This window comes from Ruegeria sp. CL3 (assembly GCF_056536505.1).
This window is the reverse complement of record NZ_JBQFPT010000001.1, coordinates 208563-223774: the sequence shown is the minus strand read 5'-3', so window position 1 is coordinate 223774 and position 15212 is coordinate 208563. Positions and strand designations below refer to the sequence as shown.

Genomic DNA, 15212 nt, shown 5'->3' with positions numbered 1-15212 from the left:
CTCTATCCTGCTCGTTTGATCACGGCTTCATCCGCCCACTGCCGTGCGAGATGGTCCGTTTGCTGTACGTTATCAAGGGTCAAAGGGGCGTTAATAAGGCCATCTTCGGCATCAAATCGGTCCAGAACGCGTGAGACGACCTCCGCCATGGTCGTGAAACCGACCCGGCCCGCGATGAAGTGATCCAGCGCGCGCTCTTTCGCGGCGTTGAAAACCGCCCCCGAAAGGCCGCCTCGGGCCATCACGTCGCGCGCCAGTTTCAGCGCGGGATAGCGGTTCAGGTCGGGATGGGAAAAGCGTAACTGGCTGAGTTGCGCCAGATCCAGCCGCTCAACCGGCAGATCGCGGCGTTCGGGCCAGTGCAGAGCATAACCAATTGCATGCCGCATATCAGGCGGGCCAAGATGTGCCATCAGCGCCCCGTCCCGAAACCCGACCATCGCATGCACAATGGATTCAGGATGTACCAAGACCTCGATCTGGTACGGGTCGACGCCAAAGAACTCTCGGGTTTCAATGACTTCAAGCGCTTTATTGAACATGGATGCGCTATCAATCGTGATCCGCTGCCCCATGTCCCAGTTTGGATGGCTGGAGGCTTGCGTAACGGTAGCGGACGCCAGCTCTTCGAGCGGCCAATCCCGGAACGCTCCGCCGCTTGCAGTGATGATAACGCGTTCGACCGCGTCCATATCCTCACCGACCAAAGCCTGAAACACCGCTGAATGCTCACTGTCGACGGGCAGCACACGCGCATCGTTCTCGCGGGCCATCTGCAACACAAGGGCGCCCGCACAGACTAAAGTTTCTTTATTGGCAAGCGCCAGCGTTGCGCCTTGTTTTAACGCCTCAATTCCGGGGGCGAGACCGGCGGCGCCAACGATCGCGGAAAGCACCCAGTCCGCGGGGCGCGCGGCGGCCTCAACGATCGCGCTCTGACCCGCTGCCACCTCGATCCCGCTGCCCTGCAATGCATCGCGTAGGTCCTGCAATCGGTCCTCAAACGCGGTGACGGCGAGTTGCGCGCCAAGCCGCCGGGCATCCTCGGCCAGTTGCTGGATATTTGCGCCACCTGTCAGGGCGACCACGTCATAGGCTTCGATATCGCGCGCAATGAGGTCAATCGCATTCTGACCAACTGATCCGGTCGCCCCAAGGATCGAGACTTTGCGCATCACATCTCTCCGGGTGCGTAAACCAGCCCCGCGATCAGCACAAACAACGCCGCGCCCATCATGCCGTCAAACCGGTCGAGAAACCCGCCATGCCCCGGTATGAGGTTCGAGCTGTCCTTGACGCCGAATTTCCGTTTGACCGCGCTTTCAACGATATCACCCGCCTGGCTGGCCATTGATGCCAGAATCGAGACCAGAACGAATGGCACCCCAAACCCGCCATACAATGCGAAGCCCGCGCCAACCAGGCCCGCCGCGACCCAGCCACCTGCTGTTCCTGACCACGTCTTCTTGGGGCTGACCTTGGGCCAGAATTTCGGGCCACCAATGGCCTTGCCCACGAAATACCCGGCAACATCCGTGGCCACGACGACCGCAATCAGCCAGACCATCCAGCCGAAGCCCATGTTTTCACGGATGGAGATGAAACCCAGACCAGCGCCCGCGATCCACAAGGCGAACAGAAAGTACAACCCGCGCGAACGGGTGACCTGCCCTGCCCCGACCAGCGCCGGAGCCACCAGAAACGGCAACTTATAGAGCGGCGGCACGTGATAGCTGATGATCACCGCAACCCCGGTCAGAATACCGAGTTGCATGGCCATGCCTCCGCGCTGCGGTTCGATCATGCGTACCAGTTCCCAGGTCATCAAACCGCAGGCAACCGCGATGAAGCTTTCAAACCACAACCCGCCCAGCCATACCTCAACCGCGCCGATTGCGACCAAAACGACTGCGGACAGAATCCGTGCGGTCAGATCAGACCATCGGCCTTCGCTCATGCCAGAACCGCTCCGAAACGCCGCTCGCGCGAGCCGTAGTTGCGGCACAGACGCTCCAATTCGGCCGCAGTGAAATCCGGCCAGAGCGTGTCAATAAATTCGTATTCGGAATAGGCCGACTGCCAGAGGAGAAAATTTGAGATCCGCGCCTCTCCGCTGGTGCGAATGACCAGATCGGGATCGGGAAGAACGCGTGTATCCAGATACTTGGGCAGGGTTTCTTCATCCACATCCTCGGGCTTCAGCCGCCCTTCGGCCACATCCCGTGCAAGACGTTTTGTGGCCCGCGCCACCTCATCCCGGCCGCCATAGTTCAACGCGACGGTCAAATGGACCAAATCGTTGTCCTTCGTTGCCTCTTCCAGCGAATCCATCAGGTCGATCAGCTTGGCATCCAAGCGGACCCGATCACCGATAAAGCGCACGCGAATGCCGTTCTCGGCCAGAGTGCGCGTTTCCTTGATGATGTAGCGCCGAAACAGGCTCATGAGGCCAGCAACTTCGACCTGAGTTCGCTTCCAGTTTTCCGTCGAAAACGCAAAGACAGTTAGGTATTTAATGCCCAACCCCGGACAGGCCTCGACCACCTCACGTACGCGCCGCGCACCTGCGTGGTGACCAAAAAGCCGAGGCCGGCCACGCGCCTGCGCCCACCGACCATTGCCATCCATGATAATTGCGACATGCTTTGGGCCAGCCTGCACGTCCGTATGGGGATCCTTGGGCATCAGTACCGGCTCAGACCTGCATGATTTCCGACTGCTTGGTCTCAAGCGCGGCATCAACAGCTTTGATCATCGTGTCGGTCAGATCCTGAACTTCGCTCTCCCAGAACTTCTGATCATCTTCGGACATTCCGTCCGATTTCGCTTTCTTGATCTGATCCATACCGTCCCGGCGCACGTTGCGGATCGAAACCCGCGCGCTTTCGGCATATTGCCCGGCAACTTTGCCCAACTCGCGGCGGCGCTCTTCGTTCAGTTCCGGGATCGGCAGCATGATGATTGTGCCGTTCAGCTGTGGATTAATACCCAGCCCGCTTTCACGGATCGCCTTTTCCACCTTGCCCACAAGGCCCTTATCCCAGACATTCACCGTCACCATCCGAGGTTCAGGCACATTGACCGTGCCAACCTGGTTGATCGGTGTCATCGAGCCATAGGCATCCACCATCACCGGCTCCAGCATCGAGGCCGAGGCCCGCCCGGTGCGCAGAGAGGCAAATTCAGTTTTGAGATTGGACATCGCGCCGTCCATGCGGCGTTTCAGATCGTCGGTGTCCAGTTCGAAGTCGTCAGACATGCTGCTCACTCCCCGTCTTCAAGTGCTGTTTGGATGGGTCTTAAGCCATCGCATTTGGGATGTATAGCAATCATGAGCATGAATTGTGGCAATGACCAGAACTGTTTCGGTCCTTTTGCCGCCCAGAAGGTTAAGCCAGGGCAGTTCTGCCCCGGCTGTTTTCTTGGATCAGGCGTTTACGTCGACGACAACGCGGCCCTTGACCTGACCTTTCAGAATATCCGCACCCAGTTGCGGCAAATCGGACAGAGCTGCCGGATGCACCATGGCCTCCAGCTTGTCCATCGGCAGGTCGGTCGCGATGCGCTGCCAAGCTCGCAAGCGGTTGTCATAAGGCTGCATCACGCTGTCGATCCCCAAAAGGTTCACACCGCGCAGTAGGAAGGGAATCACTGTTGCAGGCAACCCCGCACCGCCAGCAAGTCCAACTGCAGCGACCGAGCATCCGTACTTCATCTGCCCTAGAACACGCGCCAGCATATCACCGCCAACGGCGTCAACACAGCCCGCCCAGGTTTCACTTTCAAGCGGGCGCTTCGTGGTCTCGTTCAGCTCTTCACGCGGCACGATGGTCGTGGCACCGAGCGATTTCAGGTAATCTCCGGTCTCGGGGCGTCCAGTCACAGCAGCGACCTCGTAGCCCAGCTTGCCCAAAATGGCCGTCGCCACCGAACCAACGCCGCCTGCAGCACCAGTCACCAACACAGGCCCGCGATCCGGCGTCAACCCGTGATCCTCCAGCGCCATGACCGCCAACATGGCCGTAAACCCGGCTGTTCCAACGGCCATCGCCTGCCGAGCGTCCAGCCCGTCCGGCAAGGGTACCAACCAATCGGCCCGAGCGTTGGCCTTCTGCGAATACCCGCCCCAATGGGCCTCACCCACACGCCAGCCGGTCAGAACCACCTTGTCACCGGGCTTGTAGCGGTCGTCCGAGGACGCCTCGACCGTCCCGGCATAGTCGATACCGGGAATGTGCGGATAGTTCCGAACCAGACCACCACCCTTGGCCGACAGGCACAAACCGTCCTTGTAGTTCACCGTTGAATACTCAACAGCGACCGTCACCTCTCCGTCAGGCAGATCCTCCAGCGAGAGCTGCTTCACCGAGGGGCTGGCCAAACCGCTTTCTTCATCTTTCTCCATAACCAACGCATTGAACATATTGCTATCCTTTCATTTTTTGGCGGCCAGCCCAATCCTTCACCTGGCCCAAAATATCCCGGGGGAGTCGCGCAGCGACGGGGGCAGAGCCCCCTGCCTCCGCTAGATCCAAAACTGCCCCTGCACCGTCGCGCCCCTCATACCGTCAGGCGTTTCAACCTCGACCTTGGTTCTGGCGTCCCAATGGCTCAACTTGACCATACCTATCGAAACATTGGTCGAGAAATCCGGAGACCAAGCAGAAGACGTCACCTGACCCACCTGCTTTCCGTCCGCAAGAACAGGCCACGGCTGAACACAGGGCGGCACCGCATCTCCGTCAATTGCAATCGGTCTGATCTGCTGCACCGGGCCCTCCTTGGCCACACGCAACAACGCATCCCGACCCACACAGCCAATGGCGGTATGCGTATTGCAGAACTTGCCCAGCCCGCATTCATGCGGTGTGTTGTCGTCGGTCATGTCATTGCCGTAGGACAGCAACCCACCTTCGATCCGCTCGATCAGGTTGGGACACCCGGCCCGTACGTCCAAGTCTTCGCCCGCCGCGAACAGAGCGTTCCACAGAGGCATACCGATGTCGCTGCCCTCGACATAAATCTCGAACCCGCCCTGTTTCGAGTAGCCCGAGCGGGCAACCGCAAGATCGCGCCCTTCGAATTCGAACATGTCGAACTTGAAGAAACGAATATCACGTACACGGTCTCCGAAAACGCGGGCCATCAGTTCATCTGCTTTTGGCCCCTGAACGCCCAAGGGCGACACGTCCGGCTCATCAACCAGCACATCCAGACGATATCCGTTGGCCAACCCTTTGACCCATAGCAACAAATCGCTGTCGGCGATGGAGATCCACCAGCGGTCCTCCGACAGCTTCACCGCCACGGGATCGTTCAGCATACCACCAGTTTCGTCCACAATCGGCACGTAGAAACACTGCCCGGGAAGCATGCCACGCAGGTCACGCGGTGTCAGCATCTGCATCAGACGGGCAGCATCCGGCCCGCGCAGCTCAACCTGACGCTCACAGGAGACGTCCCAGACCTGAACGTTCTTTTTCAGGTGATGGTAGTCGGCCTCGACACTTTCAAAGACCGTCGGCAACAACATCCGGTTGTAAACCGTGTAGCCTTTGACACCAGCGGCTTCAACGCCTTCGGAAAACGGCGTGCGACGCAGGCGACGAGACAGGGATATTTGCGGCATTCAGCCCTCCTTTGGCATGAAGCAAAGATCGCTGACCGGGGCCTCGGAACCGGCTTCGGTCAGCATTTTGTGGAGTTGTCCACGATGATGGGTTTGATGATTGAAGAAATGCATCACACATTGCGCGTAAGGCAATGTAACATCAGCCTCTTTTGCGGCTGAGTACCAAGTGAAAGGACCGGAAAGAACCTCATCGCCAAGCGTATCCGACCAGTCCGAGATCCGGTCATCCATAGCCACGCGCAGAGCCAGCCAGCTGTCGAGATCGGGGCAGAGATGCACGCTTTCGTGGATGCCGCCTCCGGGTCGGTGGATGTTGCTTTCTGGTCCCGGCCCTTTGTCAAAGCGTGACATCCAGATCCAGTCGCCCCACAGCAAATGGTTCGCTGTACCCATAATCGAGCCGAAAAACGCACCGCGTTCCTGCACCAATTCCTCGGGCGAAAGCGCTTGAAGAAATTCTGCCAACTGGCTGTTTTGCCAATGGTTATAGCGCGCCATTTCCCTTGCATAGGCTCCAGTAATCATCACTTAGGCCCATGCCAGTCAATCGGGCAGATCTCGGCGGATTTACCACCGAAATCCCAGACGCGCCCATAATCGCGCACTTTCGATTTATTTCCGCGCGCAACGATGATGTCTGGCCCCATCCAGTATTTGGAGTTCGACACCATCACCGGATGCTCAGGGTCTTTACCGCCCAGCATCTCGATCTCGCCTTGGATTTTACGACCGATCGCGATCCTTCGCTTGTTGCCGTCCCGTTCGATCTGGACCGGAGCACGTTCAGCCCCGATGATCTCACTCACCAGCATGGTGAACAGGCCAGTGGTGCCGCCGGCCTGACCGCTAAAAATCTGCAGCAGCCCGTTATAGGCCTTGCCGCTGGCCCGTTCATCGACATAGGCGGCGACTTTCCACTGCCCCTCGCCCATGCGACCCGGGATATCGACCAGAAGACCAACATTCAGGCCCGACAGATCCTCGCCCTCATAATGCCCTTCGTCGATGATCACACCCATCCACGCGTGGCAATGACCCTCGGTCGGAGGGTGCGCGCCCAATGAGACCACACAAGGACAGAACACATCGCATGAGCAGTTCAGGATCAGCTCGCCCTTGATGGACCAGTCCGTCGGGCTCATCTCACGCCGTTTGGGGTTGGGCATACGGCTGTCGATCCGCTGACTAATCGGAAGCCGGTCGGCCTCGGGTTTTCTGTTTTTCGCCATCAGCTTATCCTCCGTAAGCAAAGGGATAGATCAGCAGCGCAATACCGCCTGCGATCAGTATGAACCCCATGGGTCGGGTCACAGCATGCCCGATCTGGGGGAGTTTTTCCAAAACCATGAACAGTGTCGCCAACCCCATCCACAAAAGGCTCATGACGCCACCAACAAAGCCGAGCGCCATGAAGCCCCAGCAGCAACCGACGCAGAACGCGCCCAGGCCCAGCCCCATTCTCACACCGCCCGCAAAGCCGGTTTTCCAATGGCTTAAAAAATACGTCATTGGGGCGTGACAGACGCCGTGGCAAACCTCTTTCGCGCGAGTGAACTGGAAGGCGCCGACCACGATCAGCAGCCCTCCGGCCACCCAATGGGACTTGGCGATGCCCAGCATATCGACAAACCCACCGAACAGCAGGGCGAGTTGCACAGCCGCAATGAACGCCGCAAATCCCACCCAGACGATGAAATACCCGGCCAGAACGCCCAGCCATCCAGCCCGCGTACCATTGGCGCTGCGTATCAGGTCGTCATAGCTGCGGAGCGTCGGCACAAGCGTCGGCAGCATCATTGCAGCCATCATGATCGCCCACATCCAGAACAAAGGTCCGAACTCGGCCATGGGCATATACATATCCATGCGTGGGTCCATCGCCGCCATGGCCTGTCCCATCGGCCCTGGCCGGCCAATGAAGTCAAGGTCCATGTCGCGGCTCATCGAGAACATGACCCACCACGCCCACAGGATCACAGCATAGAACGCCAGCCACATTCCGCTGCGGAATAATGCGCGACTCATGTGATCCTCCGACTCAACTCTCTTGCTTTTCAAATGTCAGACTTTTAAATGTCAGACAAATAAAATTTTCAGACCGGCTGTAAAATGAAGATAGACCCCGCCAATCCCGCAGACCTCTCTGCCCAGATTGCACAAGCCATTCGGAACGCGATAGTGTCCGGAGAATTGATCGTGGATGAGCGCCTGCCCTCTGAATCGGAGCTTGCGGATCAGTTCCAGGTGTCGCGACCTACGGTTCGAGAGGCCCTGAAGCGCTTGGCTGCTCAGTCCCTGATCCGCACCCAACGCGGTGCAACTGGTGGGGCCTTTGTGAACCGGATCAGCTTTGAGGACGCCTATTCGCAGCAAATCACCACCTCGACCCTGCTTCTGTCGATGAACGCCGTCAGTTTCGATACGGCCTGTGAGGCGCGGTATGCGCTGGAACGCGCCTGCGCGCCCTTGTCGGCCGAACGCCGCACCGCGGATCAACTGGCAACAATGCGGGCCGAGATTTTCCGTCAGGCTCAGCCGGGCCTGACAGATGAGGCATTCTGCGCCTCAGACGTCGCCTTTCACCGCGCGCTGGTTGATGGCGCGGACAATCCAGTGCTGTCCTATCAACTCGCGGGTGCGGTCGAGGCCATGCAGCCGCTGATGAACATGATCACCTTCACCGCGCGCTCACGCGAAGAAATAATCGCGCTGCACACCAAGATAGCCGACGCGCTTGAGGAACGCGATGCCCCATCGGTGGACGCGACGCTGATCGAACTTGAAACCTATACGCGCCAGCTGGCCCGGGATGTGGCCGAGCGCAAACGTAAAACCGCCTGACACCCAGGCCCGAAATCTGACGCAGACCAACAGGCAGAAAGGAAGCACGAGCAGGCAGGATGTCACCCGGCGCTAAGACCGGAACTCTCAGAACGAATTGAAGATCAATGATCTTACGGGAGGATGTTATGAACACAAGACCGGACCCAACCTTTTACCCATCTGCCAAGCTGGCGATGGAGGGCCCCACTGAGACGCTTGCTTTTACGCTGATGCTCAGCCCGGATTTTTCGCAACCTGACGGGCTGGCGGTTGTGAATGTCGATCCAACTTCTGACGACTATGGAAAAATCGTCCATCAGGTCATCATGCCGGAAAAAGGCGATGAGTTTCATCACTTTGGCTGGAATGCTTGCTCTTCCGCGCTGTCACCGCTGACGGGCCACGCGTTTCTGGAACGGCGCTATTTGATCATTCCGGGCATCCGCTCCAGCCGGATCTACGTGATCGACGTGAAGACCCCGCTTGAGGCCAAAATCCACAAGATCATCGAACCCGAGGAAGTCTTTGCAAAGACGGGGTATTCTCGCCCTCACACCATTCATTGCGGGCCTGAGGGCATCTATGTCAGCACCCTAGGTGGCGGCGGAGAGGACGGGACCGATGGCCCTCCGGGTATCTTCATCATGGATTGCGAAAGCTTCGAGATCATCGGACGGTATGAGATCGAGCGCGGCGTGCAAGACAAGCACTATGATTTCTGGTGGAACCTGCCTCGCGACTACATGGTCAGTTCTGAATGGGGTCTGCCGCCACAGTTCGAGAACGGGATCGTGGCCGAGGACCTGCTGTCGAACAAATACGGACACAGCATCCATTTCTGGAACCTGCGCAGCCGCACCAATATCCAAACCATTGATCTGGGGGAAAACCACCAGATGGCGTTGGAGATTCGGCCCGCACACGATCCGGTCAAGCAGTATGGGTTCTGCGGCGTCGTTGTGGACACAACCAACCTGCAAGGCGCGATCTTCACATGGTGGCGAAACGACGACGGCACGTTTGAGGCCAAGAAAACCATCACCATTGACCCGCAGCCGGCCGACCCGGATGACCTGCCAGACTTGTTGAAAGGCTTCTCGGCCGTTCCACCGCTGGTGACGGATATCGACCTGAGCCTCGACGACAAATACCTCTATGTCGCCTGCTGGGGCACCGGTGAGATGCATCAATATGACGTCTCGGACCCGATGAACCCGACACTAGCGGGCAAGGTTGAAATTGGCGGGATCGTCAAAAAGACCAAACATCCAAACGGTCAGGACTTTGGCTATGGCCCGCAGATGGTTGAAATCAGCCGCGACGGCAAGCGGGTCTACTGGACAAACTCGCTCTATTCCACTTGGGACGACCAGTTCTATCCGGGTGAACGGGGCGCAGCCATGGTCAAAGCCGACGTCGGCGAGAACGGCGGTCTGACCTTGGATCCCAAGTTCTGGGTCGAGTTCCCCGAAGGCTATCGCAGCCATCAGATCCGGCTGGAGGGCGGAGACTGTTCGACCGACAGTTTCTGCTACCCCTCGGTCTGAGTTGGAATTTCTGATGACATCAACGGCTGGCCTCTGGCTGGCCGTTGTTCTCAGCGGCGCCTATCACGGGCTGAATCCCGGTATGGGCTGGCCGCTTGCTGTCTCCTCCGCGTTGATGGAGCAGCGCCAATCGGCCCTCTGGCGTGCGTTGGCGGCCCTTGCGGGCGGTCATTTCCTGGCGATGCTGGGAGTCCTGCTGCCATTTGCGATGATGGCCGTGTTGATCGACTACCAACGCGAAATCCGCATCGGGGCTGCGCTGATCGTCATTGCGATGGGGCTGTATATTGCCGTCACGCGCAACCACCCTCGGTTTTTGTCGCGCGTGCCGCCCAGCAAACTCGCGCTGTGGTCCTTTCTGGTCGCGCTCGCCCACGGCGCAGCCTTGATGCTGGTTCCGATCTATCTGGGCCTGTGCAACTTGGATGAGCTGGACGCCGGGCATCAGGCTATCTCTCAGATCATGACAACAAATACCCTGCTGGTTCTGGCGGTGGCCGCGCTGCACACGGCCGCCATGATCCTGGGAGGTGGCCTTCTGGCCTATGGCGTCTATCGCTGGCTTGGGCTTCAATTCCTCTCACGCACCTGGTTCAACCTTGAACTCATCTGGGCACTCAGCTTGATTTTGGTCGGCGTGTTGGGGCTTTGGTCCGCAATCTAGTCGCCGCACGATCACCTTGCACATGTTTTGAAAAACCGCTTTGTCCTGCTTTGAAAGAAGTTAGGAGTTTTCGAAGTGTCCCAGAACACGCGTCCCACGGAATTGCTGCGCCAAGGTAAGGCAGCCGACTGGCAGGCCGCTACCACCCATGCCTTCACGCGCGAGCTGTCAGAAGGCACCCTGCCCGAGGACAAGATGCGCTGGTATCTGCAACAGGACTATCAGTTCGTCGATGGCTTCGTCCGCCTGCTGGCCAGCGCCATTGCACACGCGCCCACCCTGGCCGACAGCGTTCCCGCCGCGCAGTTTCTTGCGGTGATTACTGGGCCTGAAAATACCTACTTCCTGCGCTCGCTCGAAGCGCTGGGCACCCAACCCAGCACCGACCCTGCCCCCGCTACCAAAGCCTTTCAGGACCTGATGGCCGAGGCCGCAGCCTCGGGCCGGTATGAGAACATGCTGGCGGTTCTGGTTGTCGCCGAATGGGTCTATCTCAGCTGGGCCAGCGCGGAAAATCCGCCGAAACCCGACCTACCCTTCTGGTTCGCGGAATGGATCACGCTACATGCCGGAGAAGGTTTTGAGGGCGTGGTCGAGTATCTGCGCGGGCAGCTCGACAAGACCTGGCCCACCTTGACGCCAGAGGCGCAAGCCGAAGTAACACGGCTGTTCCACCGGGCGGTCGAGCTGGAGAAAGACTTCTTTGACGCCGCCTACGCGGTGTAACCGGACAAAGGCACAATCATGGTACATATCCTCAACGTCATCGCGGCTCTGCTGACCATCGGCTTTGGCCTGTTCGGCTTTCTCGCACCTTTGCACACCGCGACGGCGCTGGATCTGGCCCCGACGAACAGCAACATGGGTCTGAGCGAGATGCGCGCCTCGGTCGGAGGGTTGTTCGTTGTCACGGGCATCGCCGTGATCTGGCTAAACCACCCAATGGCATACGCCATGCTGGGCGTAGCCTATGCCGGGGCGGCTTTGGGACGGTTCGTGTCGGTGCTGCTGGACAATCCACCACTTGCTAAGGCCATGATTTTCGGGGGAATTGAACTGATCCTGGCCGTCTGGCTGATCGCCGCAAATCTGAACCGCACCCCGTGATTTACAGTGCTCAAAGGGCATTTCCGGGTTTGCATCCCGAAATCTCCTCACCTATATAAGTTCTGTCCTTCGGGACTATGGACATAAACGCGCTCGTAATAAGCGGATCGGACCCGGGGGCGGTACCCGGCGGCTCCACCAAACATCCTTCGTTTGAGGATTTTGGGGCCGAAATAGGATCGACGAACGTCTAAAGGGGTTAGCTTTGTCTCGGCTGTCTGCCACCGTTATCGGCGAAACTAGTACAATTGCAAACGACAATCGTGCTCCGGTTGCAGTTGCTGCGTAAGCAGTAACAAGACCGAAACTTAAGCCCTTGCGCCTAGCCGCGTAAGGCGGGGTTCGCAGGTACCTGGCAACAGAAACCTGCATTTCCCCTACCTTATGTCTGCGTTTATTTCGGCTCAGATTCAGAGTTTATTCATCTCTTTTGTCCAAAGTCATCCCAGACAGACAGGAGGGCCGGGATGACCCACTCAGATATCTTGAAAGCGTGGTATTCGGAAGTTTGGGAACAAGGGAATACCGATGCAATTGATCAGTACTTTGCGCCGGACACCATGGCCGAGGGGCTGATCCCCGAAATGCAGGTTGGGGCCGGTGATTTTCGCGATCTTGTGATGGCCTTCCGGCATATTCTGGGTGAAATCTCGGTCGAGCTGCCAAAGATCATCGAAAACGGGGATTGGGTGTCTGCCATTTTGCACGTCAAAACCTTCCGCGCCGACAACGGTGCCCCGCTGGAGGTGACGGGCCAGGTCATGGCCCGCTTCAAAGGCGAAAAGATGGTCGAGGCCTACAACCAGTTCGATTTCATATCGTTTTTTGAACAACTTGGTCAGTTTCCGCAGGATACCCTGCCCGTCTGCATGACCGGTCAGCGACTGGATTGGAGCTGAACACCCAAGCCGCCTTGACCCCCAAGTTTCTGACGCGATAGCTAAGGCCATACGTGCCGCGCGCATTCGGTGCGCGGCCGCTATTGCAGGGAAATGGATCATGCTTCGTGATCGAAAAATCCAGCCATCCGAGCGCATTTTGACCGTTGGGCTAACGTGACATGACGCCATCGGTGCGCGAGCTTGTTCTGGTCTTCGGCAGAATTGGCCTTTTGTCCTTCGGCGGCCCTGCGGCGCAGATATCCTTGATGCATCAGGAGTTGGTAGACCGTCGCGCCTGGTTGTCCGAGGAAACCTATTTGCGCGCTCTTTCCCTATGCATGTTGCTGCCGGGGCCAGAGGCGATGCAGCTGGCCACTTATGCGGGCTGGCGTCTTCGGGGCGTGACCGGAGGGTTGATTGCTGGCACCCTGTTTGTTCTGCCGGGGGCAATAGTCATCTCTGCGCTGGTTCTGCTCTATGCGAGCTTCGGCACCCTGCCCCTTGTGCAAGCCGGTTTTCTGGGGATCAAGGCCACGGTCATCGTGATCGTCCTTCAAGCGCTCCTGAACCTGTCACGAAAGGCTTTGACCGACACGGAACACCGCCTCATCGCGGGGATCGGATTCCTGGGCATCTTCCTGTTCAACCTGCCCTTCCCACTGATCATTCTGGCCGCAGCACTATGGGGCTATGTGTCTTTCAAAGGACCCGTCGCGCAGCAACCCCCCCCCTCGCGCGCAAGTTTTTCCGGCACCCTACGCACGGTTGCCATTTGGGTGCCGCTCTGGCTCGGACCATTGGTCCTCCTGTCCCTGTCCGGTCATCAATTGCTCAGTGATCTGGGATGGTTCTTCGCGCGTCTGGCCGTGGTGACCTTTGGCGGGGCCTACGCGGTTCTGGCTTACATGACCCAGACCGTAGTTGACCAATACCAATGGATCAGTACCGGTCAGATGATCGACGCACTGGGCCTTGCGGAAACCACCCCCGGCCCGTTGATTCTGGTCACGCAATTTGTCGCGATGCTGACCGGACAAATAAACGGTGGGGTCTCACTGGCCTTCGCCGCAGGTGCGGTTGCGCTATGGGCGACGTTCGTACCGTGTTTCCTTTGGATCTTTCTCGCCGCTCCGTATTTGGACAAACTGGCGACGCGCCCTCGGCTCTCTGCCGCTTTGCATGGCATCACGGCAGCCGTCGTAGGTGTGATTCTCAACCTCTCCGTGTGGTTCGCCTTGAACGTTCTATTCGGTGCGCTCACGCAATACAGTTGGGGGCCTGTCTCGATACCTCTGCCTGTTTGGGAATCGCTAAACCTCACTGCGGCTGCGCTCACTATCGCCGCTGGGGTATTGATTTTTCGGGCAAAATTAGGGATGGCAACAGTTCTGGCACTAATGTCCGTCGCTGGCATCGCTATCCAGCTTTTATGATCAATCCGGCGATACCCGCCCTTTCGTTTCCAGCTAAAACGCCTATGCTGGATGCAACCACTTTCGAGGATGACACATGTCGCAAGACATCGACTATGGAAACCTGATGCACACCGCCATGCGCGGGCTGATCAAAACCGTTCTGACCGGCGTCTCTGAAACCGGCTTGCCCGGCGCGCACCATTTCTTCATCACGTTCGATACAAAAGAAGACGGCGTCGACATCGCAGACTGGCTGCGTGACCGCTATCCCGAAGAGATGACGATCGTGATGCAGCACTGGTTCGAAAACCTCGAGGTCGGCGAAAACGGCTTTGCGATTACGTTGAACTTCGGCGATGCGCCGGAACCGCTCTATATCCCCTACACGGCTATCAAGACATTCGTGGATCCGTCCGTCGAATTCGGCCTGCGCTTTGAAGGCCCCGAGGATGACGACGCGGAAGAGGAATTCATAGAAGAGACAATCGAGGTCGAAGAACCCGAGGTTCATCACGACGCCGACGTCGTCTCATTGGACAGCTTCCGCAAATAGGCAATCAAGCCCCGCGCCCGTCGCGGGGTTTATTTTTTTTGCAAAAAGGTCTCGACCGCGCGGGATTTGTCTCCGTTGATGAAGCGCGAGAAAGACAGGTTCAAGCCGCCCTCGGCCAGGGTTCGATCATATTGCTGCAACTCGTAGCCGCCCTGCGCATCAATAAACAGGGAAAACACGGTCATCGTGTCCCCTTCAATCCGGCCCCAGACAAAGGGTTCTCCTTTCATTGGGTCCAGAGGCACCTCATGCCCGAACACATTCCGTTGCATAGCAGCCGAAAACACATCGGGCCGGTCCGAGGACACAAAATCGACTGAGAATTTCTGTTGCTTGACCCGCCCGTCCAGCTTGTAGGTCGTTGTGGTCCAGCTGACATTGAACCCGTGGCGGGTCTCATGGATCGAAACGCTCATATCCCGAGGCGTTGCAGTTCCATCTACGTCGACAACATTGGCGGATCCGGTGTAGTCCCCGACGAAGGGCGTGATACTGGATGCGTTTGCCAGCGTGCCCAGCAGGACCAGCCCCATAGCCAACAACATGGTTTTCAACGGGATCATCCGAGCTGAGATTGGCATTTCATCCTC

At 58.2% G+C, this 15212-nt stretch carries 18 protein-coding genes and 1 other RNA gene; 9 read left to right on the top strand and 10 right to left on the bottom strand.

Annotated features, from left to right (window positions below):
* Positions 1–2: 2 nt before the first annotated feature.
* From dxr to ACR0NO_RS01090, 9 genes are all read right to left on the bottom strand, one after another.
* Positions 3–1175 carry a 1-deoxy-D-xylulose-5-phosphate reductoisomerase gene (dxr, locus tag ACR0NO_RS01130; protein WP_480722701.1) on the bottom strand — a complete coding sequence of 391 codons (1173 nt, stop codon included), beginning with the start codon at positions 1173–1175 and terminating at the stop codon, positions 3–5.
* Entirely contained in the window at positions 1175–1957 is a 783-nt protein-coding gene (locus ACR0NO_RS01125; RefSeq protein WP_480722700.1) for a phosphatidate cytidylyltransferase, read from the bottom strand. The genes dxr and ACR0NO_RS01125 overlap by 1 nt, the downstream gene beginning before the upstream one ends.
* Positions 1954–2685, bottom strand: coding sequence for an isoprenyl transferase (locus tag ACR0NO_RS01120; protein WP_170458293.1), 732 nt, complete (start codon positions 2683–2685; stop codon positions 1954–1956). Before ACR0NO_RS01120 ends, ACR0NO_RS01125 begins: the two co-directional genes overlap by 4 nt.
* Positions 2686–2695: 10 nt before the next feature.
* Positions 2696–3259 (bottom strand): ribosome recycling factor, encoded by a 564-nt coding sequence (gene frr, locus ACR0NO_RS01115; protein WP_170373774.1) that lies wholly within the window; start codon positions 3257–3259, stop codon positions 2696–2698.
* Between the two features lie 168 nt (positions 3260–3427).
* Complete coding sequence (gene acuI, locus ACR0NO_RS01110; protein ID WP_170487026.1) at positions 3428–4423, bottom strand: acryloyl-CoA reductase; 996 nt, start codon at positions 4421–4423, stop codon at positions 3428–3430.
* Positions 4424–4525: 102 nt separating this feature from the next.
* Positions 4526–5629, bottom strand: coding sequence for a dimethylsulfoniopropionate demethylase (locus ACR0NO_RS01105; protein ID WP_170665090.1), 1104 nt, complete (start codon positions 5627–5629; stop codon positions 4526–4528).
* The gene (locus ACR0NO_RS01100; RefSeq protein ID WP_480722699.1) at positions 5630–6157 is read right to left on the bottom strand and encodes a DinB family protein; all 528 of its coding nucleotides are present in this window, start codon (positions 6155–6157) and stop codon (positions 5630–5632) included.
* Positions 6157–6861 carry a DUF1326 domain-containing protein gene (locus ACR0NO_RS01095; RefSeq protein ID WP_170458301.1) on the bottom strand — a complete coding sequence of 235 codons (705 nt, stop codon included), beginning with the start codon at positions 6859–6861 and terminating at the stop codon, positions 6157–6159. Before ACR0NO_RS01095 ends, ACR0NO_RS01100 begins: the two co-directional genes overlap by 1 nt.
* A gap of 4 nt (positions 6862–6865) precedes the next feature.
* Complete coding sequence (locus ACR0NO_RS01090) at positions 6866–7657, bottom strand: DUF2182 domain-containing protein (RefSeq protein ID WP_480722698.1); 792 nt, start codon at positions 7655–7657, stop codon at positions 6866–6868.
* A gap of 84 nt (positions 7658–7741) precedes the next feature.
* On the opposite strand from ACR0NO_RS01090, the gene ACR0NO_RS01085 reads away from it, so the two are divergent.
* The 9 genes from ACR0NO_RS01085 to ACR0NO_RS01045 all read left to right on the top strand — a co-directional run bounded on the left by ACR0NO_RS01085 (position 7742) and on the right by ACR0NO_RS01045 (position 14622).
* Complete coding sequence (locus tag ACR0NO_RS01085; RefSeq protein ID WP_170641685.1) at positions 7742–8473, top strand: GntR family transcriptional regulator; 732 nt, start codon at positions 7742–7744, stop codon at positions 8471–8473.
* Between the two features lie 128 nt (positions 8474–8601).
* Positions 8602–10002 carry a selenium-binding protein SBP56-related protein gene (locus ACR0NO_RS01080; RefSeq protein WP_480722697.1) on the top strand — a complete coding sequence of 467 codons (1401 nt, stop codon included), beginning with the start codon at positions 8602–8604 and terminating at the stop codon, positions 10000–10002.
* Positions 10003–10015: 13 nt separating this feature from the next.
* The gene (locus ACR0NO_RS01075) at positions 10016–10666 is read left to right on the top strand and encodes a hypothetical protein (RefSeq protein ID WP_170373782.1); all 651 of its coding nucleotides are present in this window, start codon (positions 10016–10018) and stop codon (positions 10664–10666) included.
* 75 nt (positions 10667–10741) lie between these two features.
* Positions 10742–11392, top strand: coding sequence for a TenA family protein (locus tag ACR0NO_RS01070; RefSeq protein WP_480722696.1), 651 nt, complete (start codon positions 10742–10744; stop codon positions 11390–11392).
* An 18-nt stretch (positions 11393–11410) separates the two neighbouring features.
* Positions 11411–11773, top strand: a complete 363-nt coding sequence (locus tag ACR0NO_RS01065) for a DUF4345 family protein (RefSeq protein WP_170665087.1) — start codon at positions 11411–11413, stop codon at positions 11771–11773.
* Positions 11774–11798: 25 nt separating this feature from the next.
* Positions 11799–12146, top strand: a transfer-messenger RNA (tmRNA) gene (ssrA, locus tag ACR0NO_RS01060).
* Positions 12147–12240: 94 nt separating this feature from the next.
* Positions 12241–12672 (top strand): ester cyclase, encoded by a 432-nt coding sequence (locus ACR0NO_RS01055; protein ID WP_480722695.1) that lies wholly within the window; start codon positions 12241–12243, stop codon positions 12670–12672.
* Positions 12673–12833: 161 nt separating this feature from the next.
* Positions 12834–14087: a chromate efflux transporter gene (chrA, locus tag ACR0NO_RS01050; RefSeq protein WP_480722694.1), complete on the top strand. Its 1254-nt coding sequence runs from the start codon at positions 12834–12836 to the stop codon at positions 14085–14087.
* 76 nt (positions 14088–14163) lie between these two features.
* The gene (locus ACR0NO_RS01045) at positions 14164–14622 is read left to right on the top strand and encodes an SspB family protein (protein WP_480722693.1); all 459 of its coding nucleotides are present in this window, start codon (positions 14164–14166) and stop codon (positions 14620–14622) included.
* 29 nt (positions 14623–14651) lie between these two features.
* Here the strand turns inward: ACR0NO_RS01045 and ACR0NO_RS01040 are convergent, their stop codons facing one another.
* Positions 14652–15167 carry a hypothetical protein gene (locus ACR0NO_RS01040; RefSeq protein WP_480722832.1) on the bottom strand — a complete coding sequence of 172 codons (516 nt, stop codon included), beginning with the start codon at positions 15165–15167 and terminating at the stop codon, positions 14652–14654.
* Positions 15168–15212: the final 45 nt, after the last annotated feature.